Origin of the sequence: Pseudomonas sp. D3-27 (genome assembly GCF_051132165.1) — a bacterium.
Taxonomy (GTDB): domain Bacteria; phylum Pseudomonadota; class Gammaproteobacteria; order Pseudomonadales; family Pseudomonadaceae; genus Aquipseudomonas.
In genome coordinates, this window is record NZ_CP071667.1 from 1,449,297 (window position 1) to 1,473,090 (window position 23,794).

Sequence of the window (23,794 nt, forward strand, 5' to 3'; positions counted from 1 at the left end):
GCCAACGTCGACGACGACCGATATGCCCTCATCGCAAGCAAGCTCGCCGCCAGACTTTGCAGCTATTGATCGTTGGCCCTGTTTGTCAAAACACCAACCCCATCCGCCGCTCATAACCGATGCGGCCTTTGTAGGCTTCGCCACTGTCGACCCAGCCCAGTCGGGTGTAGAGGCCGATGGCCGAGTGGTTGTCAGCATCGACGGAGAGCTCCAATCCCCTGATTTCCGGCCAGGCCGCGCGGGCCGCGGCGGGTAGCGCTTGCAGGCACGCCTTGCCATAGCCTTTGCCCTGGGCGCGGTGGTCAACTTGCAACGCGTGCAGGGTCGCGCTGTGTTCGTTGGCCCAGGCCGGCAGCACGGGCGGGCGCTTGAGCAGCAGGAATGCCACGGGCACCTCGTCGTCCAACAAGGCGAAGCCCTTGACCCCCGGGCCGGGCTTGGACAGCAGTGTGTGCAGCGCGCCGTGGATGTCGCCAGAGAACTTGATTTGGTCGGGGTAAATCTCGATGGATTCGACCTGTTGCCGTTGCAGTGGGGTCAGGTCTTCATAGGGTACGAGCTGAGCAGTCACGAAAACGTCCGTTGTTTGTCGACAGAATGGACCTTGGATTCTAGCGAAATTTTTTCTTTGGATTATTTTTGTTTAGCTGTCGATTTGCCGTTTCTCCAAACGACAAAGGGTGTCTCTAACAAAAAACTGCGGAGAATCACCATGAATACCCAAGCTGCCGATACCGAGATCCAGACCCTGATCGATACTTATCGCCAAGCGGTCATGGCCAAGGATGTAGAAAAGGTCATGGCGCTTTATGACGATGGCATCGTTTCGTTCGACGCCATCCAGGCCTTGCAATTCAAGGGCAAGGTCGCCTACCGGGCGCACTGGGAGGCTTGCATGGAAATGTGCCCCGGCCCGCACAAGTTCGATTTTCACCAGGTGCAGATCAACGCAGCCGATGACATTGCGTTTGCCCACTGGCTGGCTTATTGCGGTGGCACCAACGACAAGGGCGAGGAGCAGGCCTGCTGGATGCGCGTGACGGCCTGCTACAAACGTTCGGCCGGGCAGTGGAAAATCGTCCACGAGCATTGGTCCGCGCCGTTCGATCCCATGGCCGGGACGGCGATTTTCGATTTGCAGCCCTGAGCGGCTGCGGTTCGCTTCTGCCATCCTTGTCGATCAGCCGATCACGGAGCTCTCCATGAAGTATTTATGCCTGGTGTATAGCAACGAAGAGGTCCTGCACAACTCGCCGGACAGTCCCGAGGACGCCGAATGCATGGCCTACGCCGAATCAGTCCAGGGCAGTGGCCGGATGGTCGCGGCCGAAGCCCTGGAGTCGGTGCAGACCGCCACCACGGTGCGCATGCGCGGCGGCAAGCTGTCCATCACCGATGGCCCGTTCGCCGAAACCAAGGAGCAATTGGCGGGCTTCTACTTGATCGACGCCAAGGACCTGAATGAAGCCATCCAGGTCGCCGGCCACATACCGGCGGCCCGGGTCGGCTGTGTCGAGGTTCGACCGGTACGTCAATTGAATCCTTGAAAACGATGATCAACAGGATTGCTTCCATGAACCTTGAGCTTGTTTCTTCCATGCGATCCATCAGCCCAGTGACCAGGGGGCTGTCCGGCTGATGTCGGCCGAAGTGGTCAAGGCGCGGGTCGAGCAGGTCTACCGGCAGGACTCGCGGCGGATCCTGGCGACCCTGATTCGCCTGCTGGGAGACTTCGACCTCGCTGAAGAGGCTATGCACGAGGCCTTTTTCATCGCGGTGGAGCGCTGGCAGCGCGACGGAGTGCCGGACAATCCGCGAGCCTGGCTTGTATCGGCGGGGCGGTTCAAGGCGATTGACGGCCTGCGCCGGCGGGCGCGCTTCGCGGCATCTCAACCGATGCTGATTGCGCAGCTCGAGGAACTGGAGCAGGCCGATTGGAGTGACGAGGACGTGGAAGACGATCGCCTGCGGCTGATTTTCACCTGCTGCCACCCCGCGCTGGCGGCTGACGCCCAAGTGCCGTTGACCCTGCGAGAAGTGTGCGACCTGACGACCGAGGAGATCGCCCACGCATTTCTCGCGGCGCCGGCGACCATCGCCCAGCGCATCGTGCGGGCCAAGGCGAAGATCCGTGATGCACGAATTCCTTACCAGGTGCCGTCCCGCACCGAATTGCCTGAACGCCTCGACAGCGTCCTGCGCGTGATCTACCTGGTGTTCAACGAAGGGTACTCGGCGTCGATGGGCGCCGAGTTGACCCGGGAAGACCTGACCCGCGAAGCCATACGCCTGGCACGCCTGTTGATGGAGCTGTTGCCCGAAGCCGAAGTCATGGGATTGCTGGCATTGATGCTGTTGCACGAATCGCGGCGGCCGGCGCGGACTTCCATGACCGGTGAGCTGGTCTTGCTGGATGAACAGGACCGATCGCTGTGGGACCAGGCAATGATTGCCGAAGGCTGCGCCATGATCGAGGCGGCGCTCAATACCCGGCGGTTCGGACCGTATTGCCTGCAAGCGGCGATCGCTGCGGTGCACGCCGAAGCGCCGACAGCGCAGCAAACCGACTGGCCGCAGATCGTCGGCCTCTACGATGTGCTGCTGCGTGCCGTGCCATCGCCGGTCATCGAACTCAACCGCGCGGCCGCCTTGGCCAAGCGCGACGGGCCGCTGGCTGGGCTGAGCCTGATCGATGGAATACTGGGTAGGGGCGAATTGACCGACTATCACCTGGCCCATTCGGCGCGGGCGGAGTTTTGTCGGCAGTTGGGACGGGTGGAGGAGGCGAGGGCGGCGTACCGTCGTGCGCTGGCGTTGACGCAGCAGTTGCCGGAGCGGCGGTTTATCGAAGCCAGGCTTGCCGGCTTGCACTGATGGCACGAGCAGGCCCGTGGCGAGGGAGCTTGCTCCCGCTGGGGCGCGAAGCGGCCCCCTGCGATGTGTCGGCTATATGAAGGAGCTGCTGCGTCGGCAAATCCTGCATCACTGCGCTTGACCCACCGCCTTCGCGAGCAGGCTCGCTCCCACAAGGGAGGTTATCGCACGCATGGAATTCATGTATCCAGAAACCAACGTGGGAGCGAGCTTGCTCGCGATGGGGGTGGCCCAGCCAACATCATGGTTGGCTGGTAGACCCCATCGCGAGCAAGCTCGCTCCCACGGGTTTATCGGTGACCGAACCGGCGTTGATCAGAACTCGTGATCAGCGCTGTCCGGGTTCAGGTCGCTGATGCCCAGCTTGCCTGCGGCCTGTTCGATCGAACCGGTCTGCTTGACCAGGGCGGCAATGGCGTCGCGCACGACCTGGTTGCCCGCGGTGTTGCCAGCGGCGATCAGTTGGTCGTAGTGCTCACCCTTGTTGGCGTGATCCACCATGACCTGGATCTTCGCTTCGGTATCGGCCAGGTCGGCCTTGAGCGCGGTGTCGGCGGCCGGGTCGGCCTTCGCCACCAGGGACGACAGGCTGGCACCGGTCATCTTGGTGCCGTCTACGCGTGTGTATTCACCCAAGTAAACGTTACGCACGCCCTTGGCATCGTAGAAATGCGAGTTGTGGGTGTTGTCGCTGAAGCAATCCTGTTCGTCTTCCGGGGAGTTGGCTTCCAGGGAGACTTTCATGCGCTCGCCCGCCAGTTCACCCAGGGACAGGCTGCCCATGCCGAACAGCATCTTGCGCAGGCCGGTTTCGGCAGGCTCGGCTTCCAGGGTGGCGCGATAGTTGTCGGCTACGTTCGGCTTCCAGTTGCCGACCATTTCCTGCAGGTCGTTGACCAGCAGCTGGGTGACGGACTTCAGGTAGGCGCGACGACGATCGTTGTGGCCGCCCGTGGCGCCGGCGCCTTCCAGGTAATCCGAGGCCGGGCGATTGCCAGCGCCAGGGCCGGTGCCGTTGAGGTCCTGGCCCCACAGCAGGAATTCGATGGCGTGGTAGCCGGTGGCGACGTTGGCCTCGGAACCGCCCAGCTCGTTCAGGCTGGCGAGTTTTTCCGGGGTGATGTCCTTGACGTCGACCTTGTCTTCGCCGACCTGCACCTCGGTGTTGCCAATGATATTGGCGGTGGCGCCCGGGTTACCCAAGGCATGCTCGTAGGATTTGTCGACGTAGTCGATCAAGCCCTCGTCCAGGGGCCATGCGTTCAACTGACCTTCCCAGTCGTCGATGATGGTGTTGCCGAAGCGGAACACTTCGCTCTGCAGGTATGGCACGCGTGCGGCGACCCAGGCAGCCTTGGCGGCTTTCAGGGTGTCGGCGTTCGGCTTGGCCAGGAAGGCATCGACGGCGGTCTGCAGGTTTTTCGCGGTGGATTCGGCATCGCTGTAGACGGCGTAGACGATGTCGGCGTAGTGCGCGACAACAGCCTTGGCGGCGGCTTCATCGATCTTGCCAGCGGCAGCGGGGGCAGCCGGTGCAGCGGTGCTGGCGGCCGGCGTTGGCGCTTGCGGCGCGGCGGCCTTGTCTTTGCCTTCGCCGCAACCGGCGAGGGAAATAGCAATGGCCAACAGACTGGCGGTAGCCAGAGGCATACGAATCATGGCGAACATCCTGCTTCGGTGATGAATGGGACAGGCGCGAGGGCGCGCAAAACTGCGACATAATGCGAAAGATTTGCATTATGTGTAAAGGGTTGTGCCTGTAAATATTTCTTATTCACTCGAGCGGATCGCTGTCTTTCGACGACGTCCGTAAGAAATTTCCGATGACGGGGCCGGCGAGGATCAGACGATGGAAGCCTTGATGCGCTCCGCCTGCTTCAGATAAAGGCCCAACTCCCGTGCGGGCAGGGGTTTGCTGTAGTAGTAACCCTGGCCTTCATGGCAGCCCTCGGAAATGATGTACGCCTCCTGCTCGATAGTCTCGACACCTTCGGCAATGACCTGCATGCCCAGGCTCTTGCCCAGCTGGATGATGGCGCGAACGATTGTTGCATCGTCTTCGTCATCGAGCAGGTCCTGGACGAAGCTCTTGTCGATCTTGATCTTGTCCAGCGGCAGGCTCTTGAGATAACTCAGCGATGAGTAGCCAGTGCCGAAATCGTCAATGGCGATCAGCGCGCCGGAACGGCGCAGGCTCAGCAAATGCTGGGCAGCGGTGGTGATGTCCTCCATCAGGCCGGTCTCGGTGACTTCCAGCTCCAGGCTGCGCGGCGGCAGACGGTACATCTGCAGGAAGTTGTTCACCACCCTGGGCAACTCGGCGTGGTGCAGCTGCACGGTGGACAGGTTGACCGCCATGCGCAGGTCGACGAAGCCCTGGTCATGCCAGTCGCGCAGCTGCTTGCAAGCCTGGTCCAGGACCCATTCGCCGATCGCGATGATCGTGCCGTTCTGCTCGGCCAGAGGAATGAACAGGTCTGGCGGCACGAAACCGTGTTCGGGATGGTTCCAGCGAATCAGCGCTTCGGTGCCCACCACGCGCAGGTCGCGATAGCTGATCTGCGGCTGGTACACCAGGGTGAACTGCTCGCGCGACAGGGCTTCGCGCAGGTCCTTTTCCAATTCGCGACGGCGGCGCATCTCGCTGTCGACGCTGGCAATGTAGAACTGATAACGATTGCGCGAGCGGGTCTTGGCCAGGGTCATGGTCTGCTCGGCTTTTTGCAGCAGCTTTTCGGTGCTGTCGCCGTCTTCAGGAAACAAGGTGATGCCAATGGTCGCCCTCAGGCGGATCTCCTGGTCGTCCAGCGCGAACGGAGCTTCCAGGTCGTCAAGAATGCTCTGGGCCAGTTCGGCGGCTTCATAGGGTTGCTCGATATCGGCCTGGACCAGCGCAAACTGGTCACCGCCCAGTCGCGCCAATGCGCCGAGGCGTCCGCTGTGGGCGCGCAGCCGATCGGCCAGGGCAAGCAGCAGCTGGTCACCGGTCTGGTAGCTGAACTGTTCGTTGATGCTCTTGAAATCATCCAGCCCCACGCACAGCACCGCGACGCGACGTTGCAGACGTCCGGCATCCACGAGGATCTTGTCCAGTTGCTGTTGCAGTTGCTGGCGATTGGGCAGGCCGGTCAGGAAATCGTACTGGGCCATGCGCAGCAGGCTGTTTTCGGCCTCGTGGCGCAGGTGGGTGTTGCGCTCGATGGAGGCCAGCAATTGATTGGCGGTGTTGATCCATAGGCCCAGTTCGTTGTGCTCGTGACCCCTTAGCTGCGGGATCTTGTGGGCACTGGGGCGGTCCGGGTTAATTTCGGTCAGGTGCTGGATGATTCGCGACAGAGGCTTGGTCAACAGCCAGTGGTAGACCAGGTACAGCACCAGGCCCATGGCCAGAGCCCGCAGCATTCCGGAAATGAAGATGATGACCGAACTGACGATAAAGCCCTGGCCATAGGTGGCGGTGTCGAGCGTGATGCTCAGGTCGCCATAATATTCACTGTAGGGGCCGCGGCCCACCAGTTGCGTGGTGAAGGTCCGCTCCTGGCCCAGTATCAGGTCGGTCAGCCAGCGGCTTTCAGACTTCTGCAGAGGCCGGGTTTTTTCGGCCAGCATGGTTTCGCGCGGATGCCCGATGGACGCCATGCGCACGGCTTCATCTTGGAACAGGCCTTCGATCACCTGCATGCCCATCTCGCGGTCCAGGCTATAGACCGCCTGGGTGGACGGGTCGCGGAACATATCGAGGATGCGCTGGGCGTCGTCGGCGACGGCCCGGTTGGTTTTGTAGGCGTCGAAGACGATCTGGGCGCAGCTCAAAACCATGCCAACGATCAACGCCGAGAGGAGCACGACCCGGAGCAACTTCACAGACAAGCTGTTTTTGAGTTCCAGCTTCAAAGAGGGATTCCTTGTTCCGTGCGGGTAGCGTCAAGATGCCATGAGTATTGGCAATCCTGTGATGTCAGTCAAAGGGACAATCAAACACAAGGGATTTCGCCTGAAACCTGGCCGTTATACGGTGTTTGCAGAGTGATGACTCTACGACCATTGTTTCGGTTGGAAGGGCCTGCAACTTGAGGCTAGGCGGGATTTTTATTGGTTTTTCGGACGCGAGGTCATTTACCTGGGGCGATATTGCTTGATCACCGCGAAGCTTGCCGAGGGGCAAGCTCGCTCGCGCAGAGCAATCCAAGTCTAAAAAAAACGGCGCTTTCCCGTCGGAAAAGCGCCGTTTTTCAAGACATCACAGCTTAGGCAGTAAAGGTCTTGCCTTCGAACTGCTGAGCCACGAACTCCCAGTTCACCAGGTTCCAGAACGCCTCGACGTATTTTGGACGCACGTTACGGTAGTCGATGTAGTAGGCGTGCTCCCAGACGTCGCAGGTCAGCAGCGGGGTGTCGCCGCTGGTCAGCGGGTTGCCGGCGCCGATGGTGCTGGCCAGGGCCAGGGAACCGTCAGCCTTTTTCACCAGCCAGCCCCAACCGGAACCGAAGGTGCCGATGGACGTCTTGCTGAATTCTTCCTTGAACTTGTCGAACGAACCGAAGGCAGCATTGATGGCTTCAGCCAGCGCGCCGGTAGGTTGGCCGCCGCCGTTAGGCGTCAGGCAGTTCCAGTAGAAGGTGTGGTTCCAGACCTGAGCGGCGTTGTTGAAGATACCGCCCGAGGAAGTCTTGACGATTTCTTCCAGGGTCTTGCCTTCGAACTCGGTGCCAGGCACCAGGTTGTTCAGGTTCACGACATAGGTGTTGTGGTGCTTGTCGTGGTGGTATTCCAGCGTTTCTTTGGAGATGTGTGGCGCCAGTGCGTCGTGTGGGTACGGCAGCGGCGGCAATTCGAAAGCCATGGTGATTCTCCTAATCAGGTCAGTTGCGGTGAGCGCAAGGCCGATCACGGGCGGCCAGACTAGCGCCGGGGAGTTTGTACTCTTTGCGGCGCAGGAGTCGGATCATAGCACCGGGGGTGCGGCATAACCACGCAACAACTGTGTGGAATAGAGGTTCCAGAGCGGTTTGGAATATCAGCCCGACACGATCAGTTGCGCTGCTACCGTGAACATCATCACGGCCACCAGCAGGTCCAGGACGCGCCAGGTCGCAGGGCGGGCCAGCCAGGGAGCGAGCCACGCGGCACCCAGGGCCAACGTGGAAAACCACAGCAGCGAAGCACTGGCCGCGCCCACGACGTAGGCGCCAGGCACGCTCTGCTGGGCACCGAGAGAGCCGATCAGCAACACGGTGTCGAGGTAGACGTGAGGGTTGAGCAGCGTGACCGCCAGCGCGCTCAGCAGCACGGTTCGCAGAGACCGCGCGACCTGCTTTTCATCCCGCTCCAGACTTTGCCTCGAACAGGCCCGACGCAGCGCCTGGCTGCCGTACCAAAGCAAGAACGCAGCGCCGCCCCAGCGAGCGATCGAAAGCAACAATGGGCTCTGGGCCAGCAGCGTTGCCAGGCCGAACACCCCGGCGGCGACCAACAGCGCATCACAGGCGATGCACAGCGCAGCCACCGGCAGGTGATGCTCGCGGCGCAGGCTCTGGGCCAGCACGAACGCGTTCTGCGCGCCGATCGCCATGATCAACCCAAGGGCCACCAGCAGCCCGTTTACATAGCTTTGCCACATAACGTTGTCACTCCAGGAGTTCGCAAATTGCTGGCCATTCTCCGGGGTGCGGGAGTATAAGAAAAACAAATCATGCTGATCGGCCATAAGGAAAACTGATGTTCGATTACAAACTGCTTTCCGCCCTGGCGAGCGTTGTCGAGCAAGCTGGCTTCGAGCGAGCCGCGCAGGTGCTGGGATTGTCGCAATCGGCCATCTCCCAGCGGATAAAGCTACTCGAAGCGCGGGTCGGCCAGCCCGTGCTGGTGCGCGCCACGCCTCCGACGCCCACGGAAATCGGCCGTCGCCTGCTCAACCATGTACAACAGGTGCGTTTGCTGGAGCGCGACCTGCAAAGCCTGGTGCCGGCGCTGGACGAAGAGGGCCTGCCGGAGCGCCTGCGCATTGCGCTGAACGCCGACAGCCTGGCCACATGGTGGGCCAGCGCGGTAGGGACATTCTGTGCCGAGCAGCATGTGTTGCTCGATTTAGTGGTGGAGGACCAGACCGTAGGCCTCAAGCGCATGCGCGCCGGAGAGGTCGCCGCTTGTCTTTGCGCCAGTGAACGCCCGGTGGCCGGCGCCCGCAGCGTGTTGCTGGGGGCCATGCGCTACCGGGCGCTCGCCAGCCCCGCCTTCATTGCCCGGCATTTCCCCGGCGGGGTGCGCGCCGATCTACTGGCTCGCACACCTGCCCTGGTGTTCGGGCCGGATGATTTCCTGCAACACCGGTATCTGGCTTCCCTCGGCGTCGAAGGCGGATTCGAACACCATTTATGTCCATCATCCGAAGGTTTCCTTCGCCTTATCGAGGCGGGGCTTGGCTGGGGGCTAGTGCCCGAGCTGCAAGTTCGCGATGCACTGGAAAGAGGCGAACTGGTGGAATTACTCGCAGATAAGCCGATTGACGTGCCGCTGTACTGGCATCATTGGCGCAATGGTGGGCAGCTGCTCGGTTTGTTGACCGAGCAGCTGGTCGCAGCGGCAGGCAGCACGCTGCATGGGGTGAACTGATGCAGCTGGCTTGTGGCACGAAACTGATTTAGGAGCATTTCATGAAAATTCTGGTCACCGGCGCAAGCGGCTTCATTGGCGGACGCTTTGCGCGTTTCGCCCTGGAGCAAGGCCTGGATGTTCGGGTCAATGGCCGCCGGCCTGAAAACGTCCAGCACCTGGTGACGCGCGGCGCCGAGTTCATCGAGGGCGATCTGGGCGACCCGATGTTGGCCCGGGACCTGTGTCGCGATGTCGACGCCGTGGTGCATTGCGCCGGCTCGGTGGGGTTATGGGGACGCTACCAGGACTTTCACCAAGGCAATGTCCAGCTCACCGAGAACATCGTCGAGGCTTGTCTGAAGCAAAAGGTCCGGCGACTGGTTCACCTTTCTTCGCCCTCGATCTACTTCGATGGTCGTGACCACTTGGGATTGACCGAAGAACAGGTGCCCAAACGTTTCAAGCATCCCTACGCTGCCACCAAATACCTGGCCGAACAGAAAGTCTTCGGTGCTCAGGAGTTCGGTTTGGAAGTGCTGGCCCTGCGCCCGCGATTCGTCACCGGTGCCGGCGACATGAGCATTTTCCCGCGGCTGCTTAAAATGCAGCGCAAGGGACGCCTGGCGATTGTTGGCAACGGCTTGAACAAAGTGGATTTCACCAGCGTACAGAACCTCAACGAAGCGCTGCTCAGCAGCCTGCTGGCCACCGATTCGGCCTTGGGCAAGGCTTATAACATCAGCAATGGCGCGCCTGTCCCACTGTGGGATGTGGTCAATTATGTGATGCGGCAGATGGAAGTCCCGCAGGTCAGGCGTTACCGCTCCTATGGACTGGCCTACAGCGTTGCGGCCATGAACGAAGGTCTTTGCGCAATCTGGCCCGGACGGCCTGAACCGACGCTGTCACGCCTGGGCATGCAGGTGATGAGCAGGAATTTCACCCTGGATATCGACCGGGCACGGCACTGTCTGGATTATGATCCGAAGGTCAGCCTCTGGGCCGCCCTCGATGAATTCTGCGCCTGGTGGCGCGTCCAGCATGGCCGCTGATCGCCCCGTCATGAACCGAGTGCCCGGTTCGGGGTCAATGGGTGCGGCGGGCGAGGGGGTTATACTCGCCGCATCGAGTCACCACCGATTTCCCAAAGGTTGAACCCATGCCCACGCGTAACGATGCCAACGACGACTTCGACGATGTACCGAGCCTGCGGATGCGGGCGGACATCCCCGATGACGATGACTTCCTGAGCAATCGCCCGCCCCACGTGCAGGCGCGTCCGGCGTCCGTTGCGGCGGCGAAGGTCAAGGCACCGAGCACCGGGCCGCTGTGGGCCTTGGTCGGAGCCTTGCTGTGCGCGCTGGCCTTCCTGGCGTGGTGGAGTTTCCAGCAGATTTCCCTGATGGAACAGCAATTGGTGGCCACCCAGGAAAGCTTCGCCCGCATCAGCGAGGATGCGGCCGGGCGCTTGCAGGACATTTCCGGCAAGGTGGTCGCCGGACAGTCCAATGTCATGAGCGACAGTGAAGCCTTGAAACTGCAGATCAGACAGTTGGAAAACAAGATGCAAGAGCAGGGCCGCCAATTCGACGGCAAGCTGCAGGAACAATATAAAGCGCTGCAAGGCGCCTTCGGCCCGTCCGCCGACCTGGACACGCAACTGGCCAAGATGATCACCCAGGCTTCGCAGCAGGAAAACACCAACACCCAGCTGCAAGCGGCCAACAAGGAACTCCAGGCTCAGGTCAAGGCGTTGGCGGCGGAAGTGTCGGCCTTGAAGAACCAAGGCGAGGGTGGTGCCCTGGATGCGCAGCTCAAGAGCATCGGTGCGGACATCACGGCTTTGAAACGAGCCACTTCCAACTCGGCCATCGAGCGTTTGGAGCAGGACATGGTCGTGCTCAAGAGCCAGCAGGAAAACCGTTCCGGCAACACCGCCGAGTTCGATGCCTTCCGCGGCCAGGTCACCCGCAACATCAACACCTTGCAATCGCAGATCCAGTACCTGCAACAGCAACTGAGCAACCGATCTCAGTAACGAACCCTGTGGGAGCGAGCGTGCTCGCCCCCACACGGAAACGAAAGCCCAGCCGAAATTACCCCGCCACCAGCACCCGAATTGCCTCCAACCGCAACGCAGCCTTCTCCAACATCGCCAACCCTTGCTCACGCTGCTGGCGCAAAGCCTCCAGCTCGCTGTCCCGCACGGTTGGGTTGACCGCTTGCAACGCGGTCAAGCGTGCCAGCTCTTCTTCGGTATCAGCCGCCAGGCGACGTTGGGCCTCGGCCACGCGCTCGGCATGGCGTGGGATTATTTTCTGTTCGCCGGCATTGATCCGCGGCGCGAGTTGGTCGCGCTGGGCCTGGATGAATTTGTTGGCGCTGGCGCGTGGCACGCTTTCGAGCTGGTCGTTCAGGGTTTCGAAAGAGACCCGGGCCGCCAGGTCGTTGCCGTTGGCGTCCAGCAGGCAGCGCAGGGCCGCTGGTGGCAGGTAGCGGCCCAGCTGCAGCGAACGCGGGGCGACCACTTCGCTGACATAGAGCAGTTCCAGCAGCACGGTGCCGGGTTTGAGTGCCTTGTTCTTGATCAGCGCCACGGCCGTGTTGCCCATGGAGCCCGACAGCACCAGGTCCATGCCGCCTTGCACCATCGGGTGCTCCCAGGTGATGAATTGCATGTCCTCGCGAGACAGCGCCTGGTTGCGGTCGTAGGTGATGGTCACGCCTTCGTCGTCGCCCAAGGGGAAACTGGCGTCGAGCATTTTCTCGCTCGGCTTGAGGATCAGCGCGTTGTCTGAATGGTCCTCGCTGTCGATACCGAAGGCGTCGAACAAGGTCTCCATGTAGATCGGCAGGGCAAACTGGTCATCCTGTTCGAGAATGGCTTCCACCAGCGCATCACCTTCACCCGCGCCGCCGGAATTGAGCTCCAGCAGGCGATCGCGGCCGGTATGCAGCTCGGCTTCCAGGCGCTCGCGCTCCACGCGGGCCTCGTCGATCAGCGCTTGCCAGTCGCCATCGTCGGCTTCTTCGAGCAATGGCAGCAGGCGCGGGCCGAATTGATGCTGCAAGGCGTTGCCGGTCGGGCAGGTGTTGAGAAACGCGTTCAGGGCTTCGTGATACCACTGGAACAGCCGGGCCTGCGGGCTGGTTTCCAGGTAGGGCACGTGCAGCTCGATGGTGTGTTTCTGGCCGATCCGGTCCAGGCGGCCGATCCGTTGTTCCAGCAGGTCCGGGTGCGATGGCAGGTCGAACAGCACCAGGTGATGGGCAAACTGGAAGTTACGACCTTCGCTGCCGATTTCCGAGCAGATCAGCACCTGGGCGCCAAACTCTTCATCAGCGAAGTAAGCGGCCGCGCGGTCGCGCTCCAGAATGTTCATGCCTTCGTGGAACACCGTGGCAGGGATGCCAGAGCGCACGCGCAGGGCGTCTTCCAGGTCCATGGCGGTTTCCGCGTGGGCGCAGATCACCAGGACCTTGGTGCGCTTGAGCATTTTCAACTGGTCGATCAGCCATTCGACGCGCGGGTCGAATTTCCACCAGCGCTCTTCTTCGCTGGCGTCCGGCTGGGCCTGGAAGCTGACTTCCGGGTACAGCTCGGCATGATCGCCCAGCGGCAGTTCCAGGTATTCGTCCGGGCATGGCAAAGGATAAGCGTGCAGCTTGCGCTCCGGGAAGCCTTGCACGGCGGCGCGGGTATTGCGGAACAGCACGCGGCCAGTGCCATGTCGGTCGAGCAATTCACGAACCAGGCGGGCGCTGGCTTCGATGTCGCCATCGTTGACAGCCGTCAGCAGCGCTTCGCCCTCGTTACCCAGGAAACCGTGGATGGTCTGGTGGGCTTCGGGCGACAGGCGCCCTTTGTCCAACAACTCCTGGACGGCTTCGGCGACCGGGCGATAGTTCTCGCTTTCGGCACGGAAGGCCTGCAAATCATGGAAACGGTTCGGGTCCAGCAGGCGCAGACGGGCGAAGTGGCTGTCCTGTCCCAGTTGCTCAGGTGTCGCGGTCAGCAGCAGTACGCCGGGAATGGTTTCGGCAAGTTGCTCCACCAGCGCGTATTGAGGGCTGACATGGTCTTCGTGCCACACCAGGTGATGGGCTTCGTCGACAACCATCAGGTCCCATCCGGCGGCAAACAGCGCGTCCTGGGCCTTCTCGTCGTCTACCAGCCATTCCAGCGCCACCAGCGCCAGTTGGGTGTCTTCGAAGGGGTTGCTGGCATCGCTTTCAATGAAGCGTTCTTCGTCGAACAGCGCCACCTGCAGGTTGAAGCGCCGGCGCATTTCCACCAGCCACTGGTGCTGGAGGTTTTCCGGGACCAGGATCAGGATGCGGCTGGCGCGCCCGGAAAGCAGTTGGCGGTGGATGATGAGGCCGGCTTCGATGGTCTTGCCCAGGCCCACTTCGTCTGCCAGCAGTACCCGTGGCGCAATGCGGTCAGCCACTTCACGGGCGATGTGCAGTTGGTGGGCGATCGGTTGGGCGCGAACGCCACCCAGGCCCCAAAGCGGGGACTGCAATTGGCGGCTGGTATGTTCCAGCGTGTGGTAGCGCAGGGAAAACCAGGCCAGTGGGTCGATCTGGCCGGCGAACAGGCGGTCGCTGGCCAAGCGGAACTGGATGAAGTTCGACAGCTGGGTTTCGGGCAGCGTGACGACTTCGTTCTGGCCGTCAAGGCCGTGGTAGACCAACAGTCCATCGACGTCGTCGACTTCGCGCACGGTCATTTTCCAGCCTTCGAAGTGAGTGATCACGTCGCCCGGCGAAAACCGTACGCGGGTCAAGGGCGCATTCCGTAGCGCGTACTGGCGAGTGTCGCCAGTGGCCGGATAGAGCACGGTCAACAAGCGGCCGTCCTGTGCCAGAACGGTGCCTAAACCCAGCTCGGCTTCGCTGTCACTGATCCAGCGTTGCCCCGGTTGATACTGCTGCGCCATGCTGCCTGACTCCCGCCGTGAAAAAGCCGGCTATCTTAACGGAATGAGCCGCCAGACCAAAGGATTTACGCACATCTGCCAGGCCTCGCGTGGGCGTTCCCCGTCAACCTGGCCAAGGGAACTTAAACGGGTTGCGCGATCAAACAAGCTTGTGGGCTGGCAGGGCGCAATGCCAACCGGGTCACAAGTTTCGGACCAGCGGTTCAAGCTGTCCCCGCCACAGCCGACAACCTGAAGACAGGAGACCTTTATGTTGCCACCCATGCTTCCCTTGAGCGCCGTACCCGTTACCGCGCAGCAGGATCCTATCCGGCCGCGACCGGATATTCCGCCCGTGGTCCCTGTTCAGGAAAGCTCCAGCGAAAGCACCATCGACCTGCAAAAGCGCGATCCTGAAGAAACCGCGTTGTTGCTGCGCGAGGAACAGCGCCGCCAGCAGGAGCGTGAAAGGCGTCGCCGTGAAGCCGATGAAGACCCCGACGAACATTTGGCGGTGCCGGGCACCGAGCTGAACGCCGACAACACCGTACCGGTCGTACCGCTGGTGGAAGGGGAGTCGCGCCAAGGCCTGTGGGTCGATATCCAGATCTGATCCAAGCCCGCCGAGACGGCCGGGCTGGTCAACGCAGGAAGCAGCCCGCATCATGGGCGCATCCGAACTCACCGTATGATGCCGACACACCATGAGCCAAGAAGACAAGCTGATTGACCTGGGCGCTGAGCGCGCCAAGCGCGTTCACGACCTCAACGAAAAACGCCTCAATGAAGTTCGCCAGGCTTTCGAGCAGGCCATGCCGCTGGGCAAGCCAAAGAAAAAACCGAAAAACAAACCGAAAAAGCGCTGAGCGCCCCTCGATTCATTGATCCAAATCAATTATTCCCTCTTCATTTCGCTCCGTCGCGAGCGGTATTGATTCCGGTCAATTTTCATCCAGGCCCGATTGGTTAACTTGGCTCCAACGAAACAGGGGCAAGACCAGGAGGCCAGTCATGTTTATCGATAATGTGGTGTTTGCCGGTGTGTTGACGGTCGGCCTCATGTTCGTGTTTTTCGCAGGTTTTGGATTATTCATCTGGAAAGATGCGCACAAGCGCAAGAAGCCGTAGGCCTTTTCAGCGACAGCGAGCACGCAAGGCATTTTGGGCGACTTCGGTCGCCCTTTTTTTGGCAAATGTTCCGGTTTCCCATAAAAACTATTTTGGAAGCGTGCTTGCTCGCGATAGCGGTATGCCTGTAGATACCTGTGTTGGCTAACCCACCGCCATCGCGAGCAAGCTCGCTCCCACAGGTGGCTGGGCATGAAAAAAGGTGCGAACCGCAAGGAACGCACCTTTTTTCATAACTGCCAGAGACTCAGCCGCTGATGGCCTTGGACGCCAGCCAGAACAGCGCCGCCGACAGGGCCACCGTTGCCGGCAAGGTCAGCACCCAGGCCAGCAGGATGGTCTTCACCGTGCCGCCTTGCAGGCCGCTCTTGTTGGCGACCATGGTGCCCGCCACGCCGGAAGACAGTACATGGGTGGTGGAAACCGGCAGGCTGAAGACGTTCGCCGCGCCAATCATGCAAGCGGTGGTGATCTGGGCCGACATGCCTTGGGCGTAGGTCATGCCTTGCTTGCCGATCTTCTCGCCGATGGTCAATACCACGCGCTTCCAGCCGACCATGGTGCCCAGGCCCAGCGCCAGGGCAACCGCCAGGATCACCCAGAACGGCGCGTATTCGGTGGTCGCGGTCAGGTCTTTGCGCAGCTTGTTCAGGTCGTCTTTCTCACGAGCCGCCAGGCCCGGCAGCTTGCCGACCTTTTTCGCCGTGTCGTCCAGGCAGAGCAGGTAGCGACGCACTTCGATACGGCTTTCCGAAGGCAGCGAGTGGTAGTCCGCCACGCCTTTGAGGGTGTCGAGCAGCGCGTTGATGGTCGGTTCGGTCTGTTGCGGGTTGCAACGGAATTTCTCCGGCAGATCGCCTTCGACACTCTTGCCCAAGGCCAGGAATTCGCCGAGGGATTCACTGTTGCGCTTGTAGAACTGGCTCAAGTGCAGGGTCGCGTCGCGGGTACGCTCGATCTGGTAGGTCGTGCTGTTCAGGTCGAGTACGAACTGCGCGGGGACGATCCCGATCAGCACCAGCATGATCAGGCCGATGCCTTTCTGGCCGTCGTTGGAACCGTGGACGAAGCTGACGGCCATGGCGGAAATCACCAGCACCAGGCGGTTCCAGAATGGCGGGTGTTTCTTGTCGTCGATCTTGCGGCGCTGTTCCGGCGTCTTGTGCATCTTCGACAACGGACGCCACCATTTCAGGCCGATCAACACCAGGGCGGCGATCAGGAAGCCGGCCATGGGCGAGAACACCAGGGAAGCACCGATGTCGATTGCCTTCTGCCAATTCACGCCATCGCGCAGCGCAATGTCATTGATCAATGCGTTGGCCAGGCCGACGCCAAGGATCGAGCCGATCAGGGTGTGGGAGCTGGAAGCCGGGATACCGAAGTACCACGTGCCCAGGTTCCAGGTGATGGCCGCCGCAAGCAGTGAGAACACCATGGCCAACCCGTGGCCGGTGTTCACGTTGATCAACAGTTCCACGGGCAGCAAGTGCACGATGGCATACGCCACCCCCACACCGCCCAGCAACACGCCGAGGAAATTGAACACACCGGAAAAGAACACCGCCAGGTGAGGCGGCATGGCTTTGGTGTAGATAACAGTGGCAACCGCGTTAGCGGTGTCATGAAAGCCGTTGATGAACTCGAAGGCGAGGACAAAAGCCAGGGCGAGCAAGAGGCTCACGAGCACCCAAGCATCCAGTCCGCTGAATAAATCGATCATGAAGGTTTTCTGACCCGGTCATAAGGGGGCGCGATTATGCCAGAAAACCTCGCAAATCGATGCATTGCCTGCTCATCGGTAACAATCTTCTGCTAAGCGACCGGGGTGCCGGCTGTCTTTTTCGAGGGGCGCCAGGAGGCTGCAAGCCTTTGTTTACAAGGATCAAAGCTCTGTTGGCGTGTTCGCCTCGCGCCGGGATCGTCGGAAGAAAAAAACTGAAGGACGAGCAGTCGTTACGGTTACCCGACCGATGGCTGGTGAGTTGAAGCGGCCCGCTTTTGGCGGGCGTCCGCTGCCGTGTCCGGCCTGGGTGGCGACCGGACACGGCCCGTAACAACATCAAGTGCGCGACGTTATCCTTCTTCGGACTTGAGCTCTTTTTCCATCTTTTGAAGTTCCTGGCTGAAAGCCTGGTCCTGGACGGTGGCGCGTTTGCGCCAAGGTTTGCGTTCCGGTTCGGGTTGCGCGGCGTAGGTGGTGATTTCCCCGCCGTAGACTTCCTTGTAACGTTGTTCCTGGCGCTCAAGTTCCGCGCGCAGTTCTTCTTTCGTCACAGTATTACCTAATGAATTGAAAATTAATCTGGTGATACGCACTGCATGCAGTCATGCAGACGGCCACGGCACCAGAGCTGACAGCTGACGTAGCATCAGGGCTTCGGGTTATTGCCGACACAGAGGAAGCGGTCATCGATGCTTCACGCACCGGTTGCCGACATGACAGTTAGAACTGTCGTGCCCGCGGACGGGGACTGGCCGATTGGCCGCGCCGTCACTGAGCGCATTATAGCGGTCCATCTGAATAACACTATCGCTAAAGTTAAAACGTTCGGTTGCCTTGTGTGAACCAATGTTTGTATGTGCAAGTTGTGTCAACAGAGTTTCAAGACGTACCACAAGTTCAATATTGAGCCTCGTTTGTTGCAACCCGTCACGGCCCATCTTTGTTATTTCCATACCCGAGTGGGCGATATCAGGAGCATGGCCAGATGAAGAGCTGATGCATGGATTGCGATTATCGGTCGCCAGTTCGATAATCGAACGGTCTTGATCGCCAGGTGCTTGTCTGTCGGCCGGGCAGCCGCTTGTAATAGTCGTCAATTTCCGAGGACCTGACATGAACGACCAATTGCGCAATGCCTTTACGTCAGTCGCGCCACCGATCGTCGCCTCGCCGGCCAAGCGGATCCAGGCCATGACGGGTGACCCGGATTTCATGACCTCGCTGGCCCGGGGCCTTGCCGTGGTCCAGGCTTTCCAGGAGCGCAAGCGGCACCTGACCATCGCGCAGATCAGCCATCGCACGGAAATCCCCCGCGCCGCCGTCCGCCGTTGCCTGTATACCTTGATCAAGCTCGGCTATGCGACCACCGATGGGCGTACCTATTCATTGCTGCCCAAAGTACTGACGCTGGGCCACGCCTATTTGTCATCGACGCCGCTGGCCGTGTCCGCCCAGCCTTATCTGGACCGCATGAGCGAACAGCTGCACGAGGCCTGCAACATGGCCACGCTCGAAGGCGACGATATCCTCTACATCGCCCGGTCGGCGACCACCCAGCGGCTGATTTCCGTGGACCTGTCCGTCGGCGGCCGCCTGCCGGCGTATTGCACGTCCATGGGCAGGATCCTGCTGGCGGCCCTGGACGACGCTTCGCTGCGAGATTACCTCGACCATGCCGACCTTCAGGCCAAGACCAGCAGGACCCTGCATACGCCCGAGGCGCTGCTTGAATGCTTGCATCAGGTCCGGCAGCAAGGGTGGTGCATCGTCGATCAGGAGTTGGAGCAGGGGCTGCGCTCAATTGCCGTGCCGGTCTATGACGCGTCGGGTCAAGTAGTCGCGGCCCTGAATGTCAGCACGCATGCCGGGCGGGTCAGCCGCAATGAGTTGGAGCAACGTTTCCTGCCAGGTCTGCTGGGGGCCAGCCGCGACTTGAGCGCACAGTTGTTTTCTTAAGCTGTTCGATAAACGCACACACTCGGCTGCGATGAATTGACGGTATTTGCCCGGCCTCATTAATGTCGCGCAGCGTCATCTGGCGTCTCTTGCGTGGAATAAAAATAAAATGAATCAGCCCCAGACTTCCGTAGGCACCTGCCTCGATGTGCAGTCCTTCATCAACGCTCAACCGATCTCACGCTATCAGTGGCGCGTGGTCATTCTCTGTTTCCTGATCGTCTTCCTTGATGGCCTCGATACCGCGGCCATGGGTTTCATCGCGCCGGCGTTGTCCCAGGATTGGGGCATCGACCGGGCCAGCCTTGGCCCGGTCATGAGTGCCGCGCTGATCGGCATGGTCTTCGGCGCCCTGGGCTCCGGCCCGTTGGCCGATCGCTTTGGACGAAAACTCGTATTGGTCGGCGCGGTCGTGTTGTTTGGCGCGTTCAGCCTGGCCTCGGCGTTCTGTACCAATGTCGATCAATTGCTGGTGCTGCGCTTCCTGACCGGCCTGGGATTGGGCGCCGGCATGCCGAACGCCACCACTCTGCTGTCGGAATACACCCCGGAGCGCAAGAAATCCCTGCTGGTGACCAGCATGTTCTGTGGCTTCAACCTCGGCATGGCCGGCGGCGGGTTCATCTCGGCCAAGTTGATCCCGGCATTTGGCTGGCACAGCCTCCTGCTGATTGGCGGCGTTCTGCCGCTGATACTCGCGGTCGTGCTGGTGTTCTGGTTGCCGGAGTCCGCGCGTTACCTGGTTGTGCGTAACCGTGGCACCGACAAAGTGCGCAAGACCCTGGCGCCGATTGACCCAACGACTATCGCCCAGGCGTCCAGCTTCAGCGTGCCGGAGCAGACAACCGTGAAGGCGCGCAACGTGCTGGCGGTGATTTTCTCGGGCACTTACAGCGCCGGCACTTTGTTGCTGTGGCTCACGTATTTCATGGGCCTGGTGATCGTTTATCTCCTGACCAGTTGGTTGCCGACCCTGATGCGTGACAGCGGCGCGAGCATGGAGCAGGCGGCGTTCATCGGCGCGCTGTTCCAGTTCGGTGGGGTATTGAGCGCCGTTGGCGTGGGCTGGGCGATGGATCGGTTCAATCCGCACAAGGTCATCGGCATTTTCTATCTGTTGGCAGGGCTGTTTGCCTATGCGGTAGGGCAGAGTCTGGGCAACATCACCCTGCTTGCCACCTTGGTGCTGGTGGCGGGCATGTGCGTCAACGGCGCCCAATCGGCGATGCCGTCCCTGGCGGCGCGCTTCTACCCGACCCAGGGCCGGGCCACCGGTGTTTCCTGGATGCTGGGCATAGGTCGCTTCGGGGCGATTCTCGGGGCCTGGATGGGCGCGACCCTGCTGGGGCTGGGCTGGAACTTTGAACAGGTCCTAACCGCGTTGGTGATCCCGGCGGCCCTGGCGACCGTGGCGGTGGTGATCAAGGGCATGGTCAGCCATGCGGACGCAACCTGAGCCATAGAGTTTGAGCCTGTAAAAGACCTGTGGGAGCGCGCTTGCTCGCGATGGCGGTGGGTCAGTCAACATTGATGCAAGTTGATACGGCGCTATCGCGAGCAAGCTCGCTCCCACAGGGAATTTGCTGTGTCCTGATAAATAGATAGCCAAGCAACAATCTGTTCGATAAACGAACGCTCTGTCGATTATCGGATTGTTTTGCCTTCATCCCGAAGCTTAATCTTCAGTCATTCCGGCGCCTAACCTCGCGCCTTATTCATGTCGGTCTACTGGAAAACGGGAGCCTGCCCCATGGCTGAAATCCTTTCGCTGCACGATGCGGTGAAGCAGTTCGTCAACGACGGCGATACCGTCGCGCTCGAAGGCTTCACCCACTTAATCCCGACAGCGGCGGGTCATGAAATCATCCGTCAGGGCAAGAAAGACCTGACGCTGGTGCGCATGACGCCCGACCTGATCTATGACCAGTTGATCGGAGCCGGTTGTGCCCGCAAGCTGATTTTTTCCTGGGGCGGCAACCCAGGCGTGGGCTCGTTGCATCGGTTGCGTGACGCAGTGGAAAAGCAATGGCCGCATCCGCTGGAAATCGAGGAGCACAGCCACGCAGACCTGGCCAATGCCTACGTTGCCGGTGCCTCCGGCCTACCGTTCGCGGTGCTGCGGGCCTACGCGGGTTCCGACCTGCCGAAGGTCAACCCGCTGATCAAGAGCGTGACCTGTCCCTTTACCGGTGAGGTGTTGGCCGCCGTGCCTTCGGTGCGCCCGGACGTCACGGTGATCCACGCTCAGAAAGCCGACCGCAAAGGAAACGTGCTGCTGTGGGGCATCCTCGGCGTGCAGAAAGAAGCCGCCCTGGCCGCCAAGCGCTGCATCGTCACCGTGGAAGAAATCGTCGATGACCTGAATGCGCCGATGAACGCCTGCGTGCTGCCGACCTGGGCGTTGAGCGCCGTGTGCCATGTGCCCGGCGGCGCCCATCCGTCCTACGCCCACGGTTATACCGAGCGAGATAATCGTTTCTACCAAGCGTGGGACCCCATCGCCCGGGATCGCGATACGTTTAGCGCTTGGATCGACGGATACATTCGCTGCACCCAGGATTTCAGTGAATTCCAGGCCCGGCTCGCAGCCGCTTCGCAGGTGAAACCATGACCTATTCCACCAATGAGATGATGACGGTCGCGGCGGCGCGGCGGTTGAAGAACAATGCCGTGTGCTTCGTGGGCATCGGTTTGCCGTCGAAAGCGGCCAATCTGGCACGGCTGACTTCGTCACCCGATGTAGTACTGATCTACGAGTCCGGTCCGATCGGTGCCAAGCCCAGCGTATTGCCGCTGTCCATCGGCGACGGTGAGCTGGCGGAAACCGCGGACACTGTCGTACCGACCGGTGAGATTTTCCGCTACTGGCTGCAAGGGGGGCGTATCGACGTCGGTTTTCTCGGTGCGGCCCAGGTCGACCGTTTCGGCAACATCAACACCACGGTGGTGGGTGACTACCATCAGCCGAAAGTCCGCCTGCCCGGCGCGGGTGGCGCGCCGGAAATTGCCGGTTCCGCCAAGAGTGTGCTGATCATCCTCAAGCAGTCGGCCCGTTCGTTTGTCGACAAGCTGGATTTCATCACCTCGGTCGGACACGGCGAAGGTGGCGACTCGCGCAAGCGCCTTGGCTTGCCGGGTGCCGGGCCGGTGGGGATTATCACTGACCTGTGCATCATGGAGCCGGAAGCTGGCAGTCATGAATTCGTGGTCACCTCGCTGCACCCTGGCGTGACTCGCGAGCAAGTGATCGCGGCCACCGGGTGGGCGATCCGCTTCGCCGACCAGGTGCAGACCACCGCCGAGCCGACCGAGGTGGAGCTGCGCGCACTGCGTGACCTTGAGGCCCGCACTGCGGCCGCCCACGGGCAGACACCGGGAGAAGCCTGATGCGCGACGTTTTTATCTGTGATGCGATTCGAACCCCCATCGGCCGGTTCGGCGGCAGCCTGGCCGCCGTGCGTGCCGATGATCTGGCCGCCGTGCCGATCAAGGCATTGATGGAGCGCAACCCATCCGTGGACTGGAATGCAGTGGACGAGGTATTCCTCGGCTGCGCCAACCAGGCCGGCGAGGACAACCGCAACGTCGCGCGCATGGCGCTGCTGTTGGCGGGCCTCCCTGAAAGTGTTCCTGGCGTGACCCTCAACCGCCTCTGCGCTTCGGGCATGGATGCTATCGGGACCGCGTTCCGCGCCATCGCCAGCGGCGAGATGGAACTGGCGATTGCTGGCGGCGTGGAGTCGATGTCCCGTGCGCCGTTCGTGATGGGCAAGGCCGACGCGGCGTTTTCCCGCAACATGAAACTGGAAGACACCACCATCGGCTGGCGCTTCATCAACCCTTTGATGAAAGCCCAGTACGGCGTGGACGCGATGCCGCAGACGGCGGATAACGTGGCCGACGACCATGTTGTCTCCCGCGCCGACCAGGACGCCTTCGCCGTGCGCAGCCAGCAGCGGGCGGCAGCGGCCCAGGCGGCCGGTTTTTTTGCCGAGGAAATCGTGCCGGTGCGCATCGCCCACAAAAAAGGTGAAACCGTGGTCGAGCAGGACGAGCATCCACGGGCTGACACCACGCTGGAGACCCTGAGCAAGCTCAAGCCGGTCAACGGCGCGGACAAAACCGTCACCGCCGGCAACGCCTCGGGTGTGAATGACGGCGCGGCCGCGATGATCCTGGCGTCTGCAGAGGCGGTTAAAAAACATGGCCTGACGCCTCGGGGCAAAGTGCTGGGCATGGCCAGTGCCGGGGTGGCGCCCCGGGTGATGGGCATCGGCCCGGTGCCAGCGGTGCGCAAGCTCACCGAGCGCCTGGGAATGGCCGTCGCCGATTTTGACGTGATCGAGCTTAACGAAGCCTTTGCCAGCCAAGGCTTGGCGGTACTTCGGGACTTGGGGCTGGCGGACGATGCGCCGCAAGTCAACCCGAACGGTGGCGCCATCGCCCTGGGCCACCCGCTGGGCATGAGCGGGGCACGGTTGGTACTGACCGCATTGCATCATCTGGAAAAGACCGGCGGCAAGAAAGGCCTGGCGACCATGTGTGTTGGGGTCGGCCAAGGTCTGGCGCTGGCGATCGAACGCGTCTGACGGT

The 23,794-nt window shown here is 61.2% G+C and carries 23 protein-coding genes; 14 read left to right on the forward strand and 9 right to left on the reverse strand.

The window, feature by feature from the left end; translation table 11 throughout:
- Positions 1–85: 85 nt before the first annotated feature.
- Positions 86–571, reverse strand: a complete 486-nt coding sequence (locus J3P92_RS06850) for a GNAT family N-acetyltransferase (protein WP_434562698.1) — start codon at positions 569–571, stop codon at positions 86–88.
- Positions 572–712: 141 nt separating this feature from the next.
- On the opposite strand from J3P92_RS06850, the gene J3P92_RS06855 reads away from it, so the two are divergent.
- The 3 genes from J3P92_RS06855 to J3P92_RS06865 all read left to right on the forward strand — a co-directional run bounded on the left by J3P92_RS06855 (position 713) and on the right by J3P92_RS06865 (position 2,874).
- On the forward strand, positions 713–1,147 hold the full coding sequence (locus J3P92_RS06855; protein ID WP_420764422.1) for a YybH family protein: 435 nt from the start codon (positions 713–715) through the stop codon (positions 1,145–1,147).
- Between the two features lie 55 nt (positions 1,148–1,202).
- Positions 1,203–1,547: a YciI family protein gene (locus J3P92_RS06860; protein WP_434562700.1), complete on the forward strand. Its 345-nt coding sequence runs from the start codon at positions 1,203–1,205 to the stop codon at positions 1,545–1,547.
- Between the two features lie 91 nt (positions 1,548–1,638).
- The gene (locus tag J3P92_RS06865; RefSeq protein ID WP_434650160.1) at positions 1,639–2,874 is read left to right on the forward strand and encodes an RNA polymerase sigma factor; all 1,236 of its coding nucleotides are present in this window, start codon (positions 1,639–1,641) and stop codon (positions 2,872–2,874) included.
- A gap of 315 nt (positions 2,875–3,189) precedes the next feature.
- Here J3P92_RS06865 and J3P92_RS06870 read toward each other — a convergent pair whose 3' ends face one another.
- The 4 genes from J3P92_RS06870 to J3P92_RS06885 all read right to left on the reverse strand — a co-directional run bounded on the left by J3P92_RS06870 (position 3,190) and on the right by J3P92_RS06885 (position 8,495).
- Complete coding sequence (locus tag J3P92_RS06870) at positions 3,190–4,533, reverse strand: imelysin family protein (protein WP_420764425.1); 1,344 nt, start codon at positions 4,531–4,533, stop codon at positions 3,190–3,192.
- A gap of 183 nt (positions 4,534–4,716) precedes the next feature.
- Positions 4,717–6,768 carry a putative bifunctional diguanylate cyclase/phosphodiesterase gene (locus J3P92_RS06875; protein ID WP_420764426.1) on the reverse strand — a complete coding sequence of 684 codons (2,052 nt, stop codon included), beginning with the start codon at positions 6,766–6,768 and terminating at the stop codon, positions 4,717–4,719.
- 353 nt (positions 6,769–7,121) lie between these two features.
- Complete coding sequence (locus tag J3P92_RS06880; RefSeq protein WP_420764427.1) at positions 7,122–7,718, reverse strand: superoxide dismutase; 597 nt, start codon at positions 7,716–7,718, stop codon at positions 7,122–7,124.
- A 174-nt stretch (positions 7,719–7,892) separates the two neighbouring features.
- Entirely contained in the window at positions 7,893–8,495 is a 603-nt protein-coding gene (locus tag J3P92_RS06885; RefSeq protein ID WP_434562704.1) for a LysE/ArgO family amino acid transporter, read from the reverse strand.
- A gap of 98 nt (positions 8,496–8,593) precedes the next feature.
- Here J3P92_RS06885 and J3P92_RS06890 point away from each other — a divergent pair, with 98 nt between their 5' ends.
- From J3P92_RS06890 to J3P92_RS06900, 3 genes are all read left to right on the forward strand, one after another.
- Entirely contained in the window at positions 8,594–9,487 is an 894-nt protein-coding gene (locus tag J3P92_RS06890; RefSeq protein WP_420764429.1) for a LysR family transcriptional regulator ArgP, read from the forward strand.
- A 41-nt stretch (positions 9,488–9,528) separates the two neighbouring features.
- A complete protein-coding gene (locus J3P92_RS06895; RefSeq protein WP_420764430.1) occupies positions 9,529–10,521 on the forward strand; it encodes an NAD-dependent epimerase/dehydratase family protein in 993 nt (330 codons plus the stop codon).
- Between the two features lie 107 nt (positions 10,522–10,628).
- Positions 10,629–11,507, forward strand: a complete 879-nt coding sequence (locus J3P92_RS06900) for an ATPase (protein ID WP_420764431.1) — start codon at positions 10,629–10,631, stop codon at positions 11,505–11,507.
- A gap of 58 nt (positions 11,508–11,565) precedes the next feature.
- Here J3P92_RS06900 and rapA read toward each other — a convergent pair whose 3' ends face one another.
- On the reverse strand, positions 11,566–14,412 hold the full coding sequence (gene rapA, locus J3P92_RS06905; protein WP_420764432.1) for an RNA polymerase-associated protein RapA: 2,847 nt from the start codon (positions 14,410–14,412) through the stop codon (positions 11,566–11,568).
- Between the two features lie 250 nt (positions 14,413–14,662).
- Between rapA and J3P92_RS06910 the strand changes: the two genes are divergently transcribed.
- The 3 genes from J3P92_RS06910 to ccoM all read left to right on the forward strand — a co-directional run bounded on the left by J3P92_RS06910 (position 14,663) and on the right by ccoM (position 15,519).
- Complete coding sequence (locus J3P92_RS06910) at positions 14,663–15,004, forward strand: aspartate-semialdehyde dehydrogenase (protein ID WP_420764433.1); 342 nt, start codon at positions 14,663–14,665, stop codon at positions 15,002–15,004.
- A 91-nt stretch (positions 15,005–15,095) separates the two neighbouring features.
- Positions 15,096–15,257, forward strand: a complete 162-nt coding sequence (locus J3P92_RS06915) for a hypothetical protein (protein WP_305496283.1) — start codon at positions 15,096–15,098, stop codon at positions 15,255–15,257.
- Between the two features lie 145 nt (positions 15,258–15,402).
- The gene (gene ccoM / locus J3P92_RS06920) at positions 15,403–15,519 is read left to right on the forward strand and encodes a cytochrome c oxidase subunit CcoM (protein ID WP_030139315.1); all 117 of its coding nucleotides are present in this window, start codon (positions 15,403–15,405) and stop codon (positions 15,517–15,519) included.
- Positions 15,520–15,766: 247 nt separating this feature from the next.
- Here ccoM and J3P92_RS06925 read toward each other — a convergent pair whose 3' ends face one another.
- The 3 genes from J3P92_RS06925 to J3P92_RS06935 form a co-directional block, all read right to left on the reverse strand.
- Entirely contained in the window at positions 15,767–17,242 is a 1,476-nt protein-coding gene (locus J3P92_RS06925; protein ID WP_420764435.1) for an inorganic phosphate transporter, read from the reverse strand.
- Between the two features lie 353 nt (positions 17,243–17,595).
- Positions 17,596–17,796 carry a hypothetical protein gene (locus J3P92_RS06930; RefSeq protein WP_420764436.1) on the reverse strand — a complete coding sequence of 67 codons (201 nt, stop codon included), beginning with the start codon at positions 17,794–17,796 and terminating at the stop codon, positions 17,596–17,598.
- A 132-nt stretch (positions 17,797–17,928) separates the two neighbouring features.
- A complete protein-coding gene (locus J3P92_RS06935; protein WP_434610013.1) occupies positions 17,929–18,342 on the reverse strand; it encodes a hypothetical protein in 414 nt (137 codons plus the stop codon).
- A gap of 16 nt (positions 18,343–18,358) precedes the next feature.
- Here J3P92_RS06935 and pcaR point away from each other — a divergent pair, with 16 nt between their 5' ends.
- The 5 genes from pcaR to pcaF all read left to right on the forward strand — a co-directional run bounded on the left by pcaR (position 18,359) and on the right by pcaF (position 23,790).
- The gene (gene pcaR / locus J3P92_RS06940; protein ID WP_420764438.1) at positions 18,359–19,201 is read left to right on the forward strand and encodes a pca regulon transcriptional regulator PcaR; all 843 of its coding nucleotides are present in this window, start codon (positions 18,359–18,361) and stop codon (positions 19,199–19,201) included.
- 109 nt (positions 19,202–19,310) lie between these two features.
- Positions 19,311–20,657 carry an MFS transporter gene (locus J3P92_RS06945; RefSeq protein ID WP_434562714.1) on the forward strand — a complete coding sequence of 449 codons (1,347 nt, stop codon included), beginning with the start codon at positions 19,311–19,313 and terminating at the stop codon, positions 20,655–20,657.
- Between the two features lie 294 nt (positions 20,658–20,951).
- On the forward strand, positions 20,952–21,812 hold the full coding sequence (locus tag J3P92_RS06950) for a CoA transferase subunit A (protein ID WP_434650161.1): 861 nt from the start codon (positions 20,952–20,954) through the stop codon (positions 21,810–21,812).
- Positions 21,809–22,588: a CoA-transferase subunit beta gene (locus J3P92_RS06955; protein ID WP_420764441.1), complete on the forward strand. Its 780-nt coding sequence runs from the start codon at positions 21,809–21,811 to the stop codon at positions 22,586–22,588. Before J3P92_RS06950 ends, J3P92_RS06955 begins: the two co-directional genes overlap by 4 nt.
- Positions 22,585–23,790: a 3-oxoadipyl-CoA thiolase gene (gene pcaF, locus J3P92_RS06960; protein ID WP_434611535.1), complete on the forward strand. Its 1,206-nt coding sequence runs from the start codon at positions 22,585–22,587 to the stop codon at positions 23,788–23,790. The genes J3P92_RS06955 and pcaF overlap by 4 nt, the downstream gene beginning before the upstream one ends.
- Positions 23,791–23,794 lie beyond the last annotated feature (4 nt).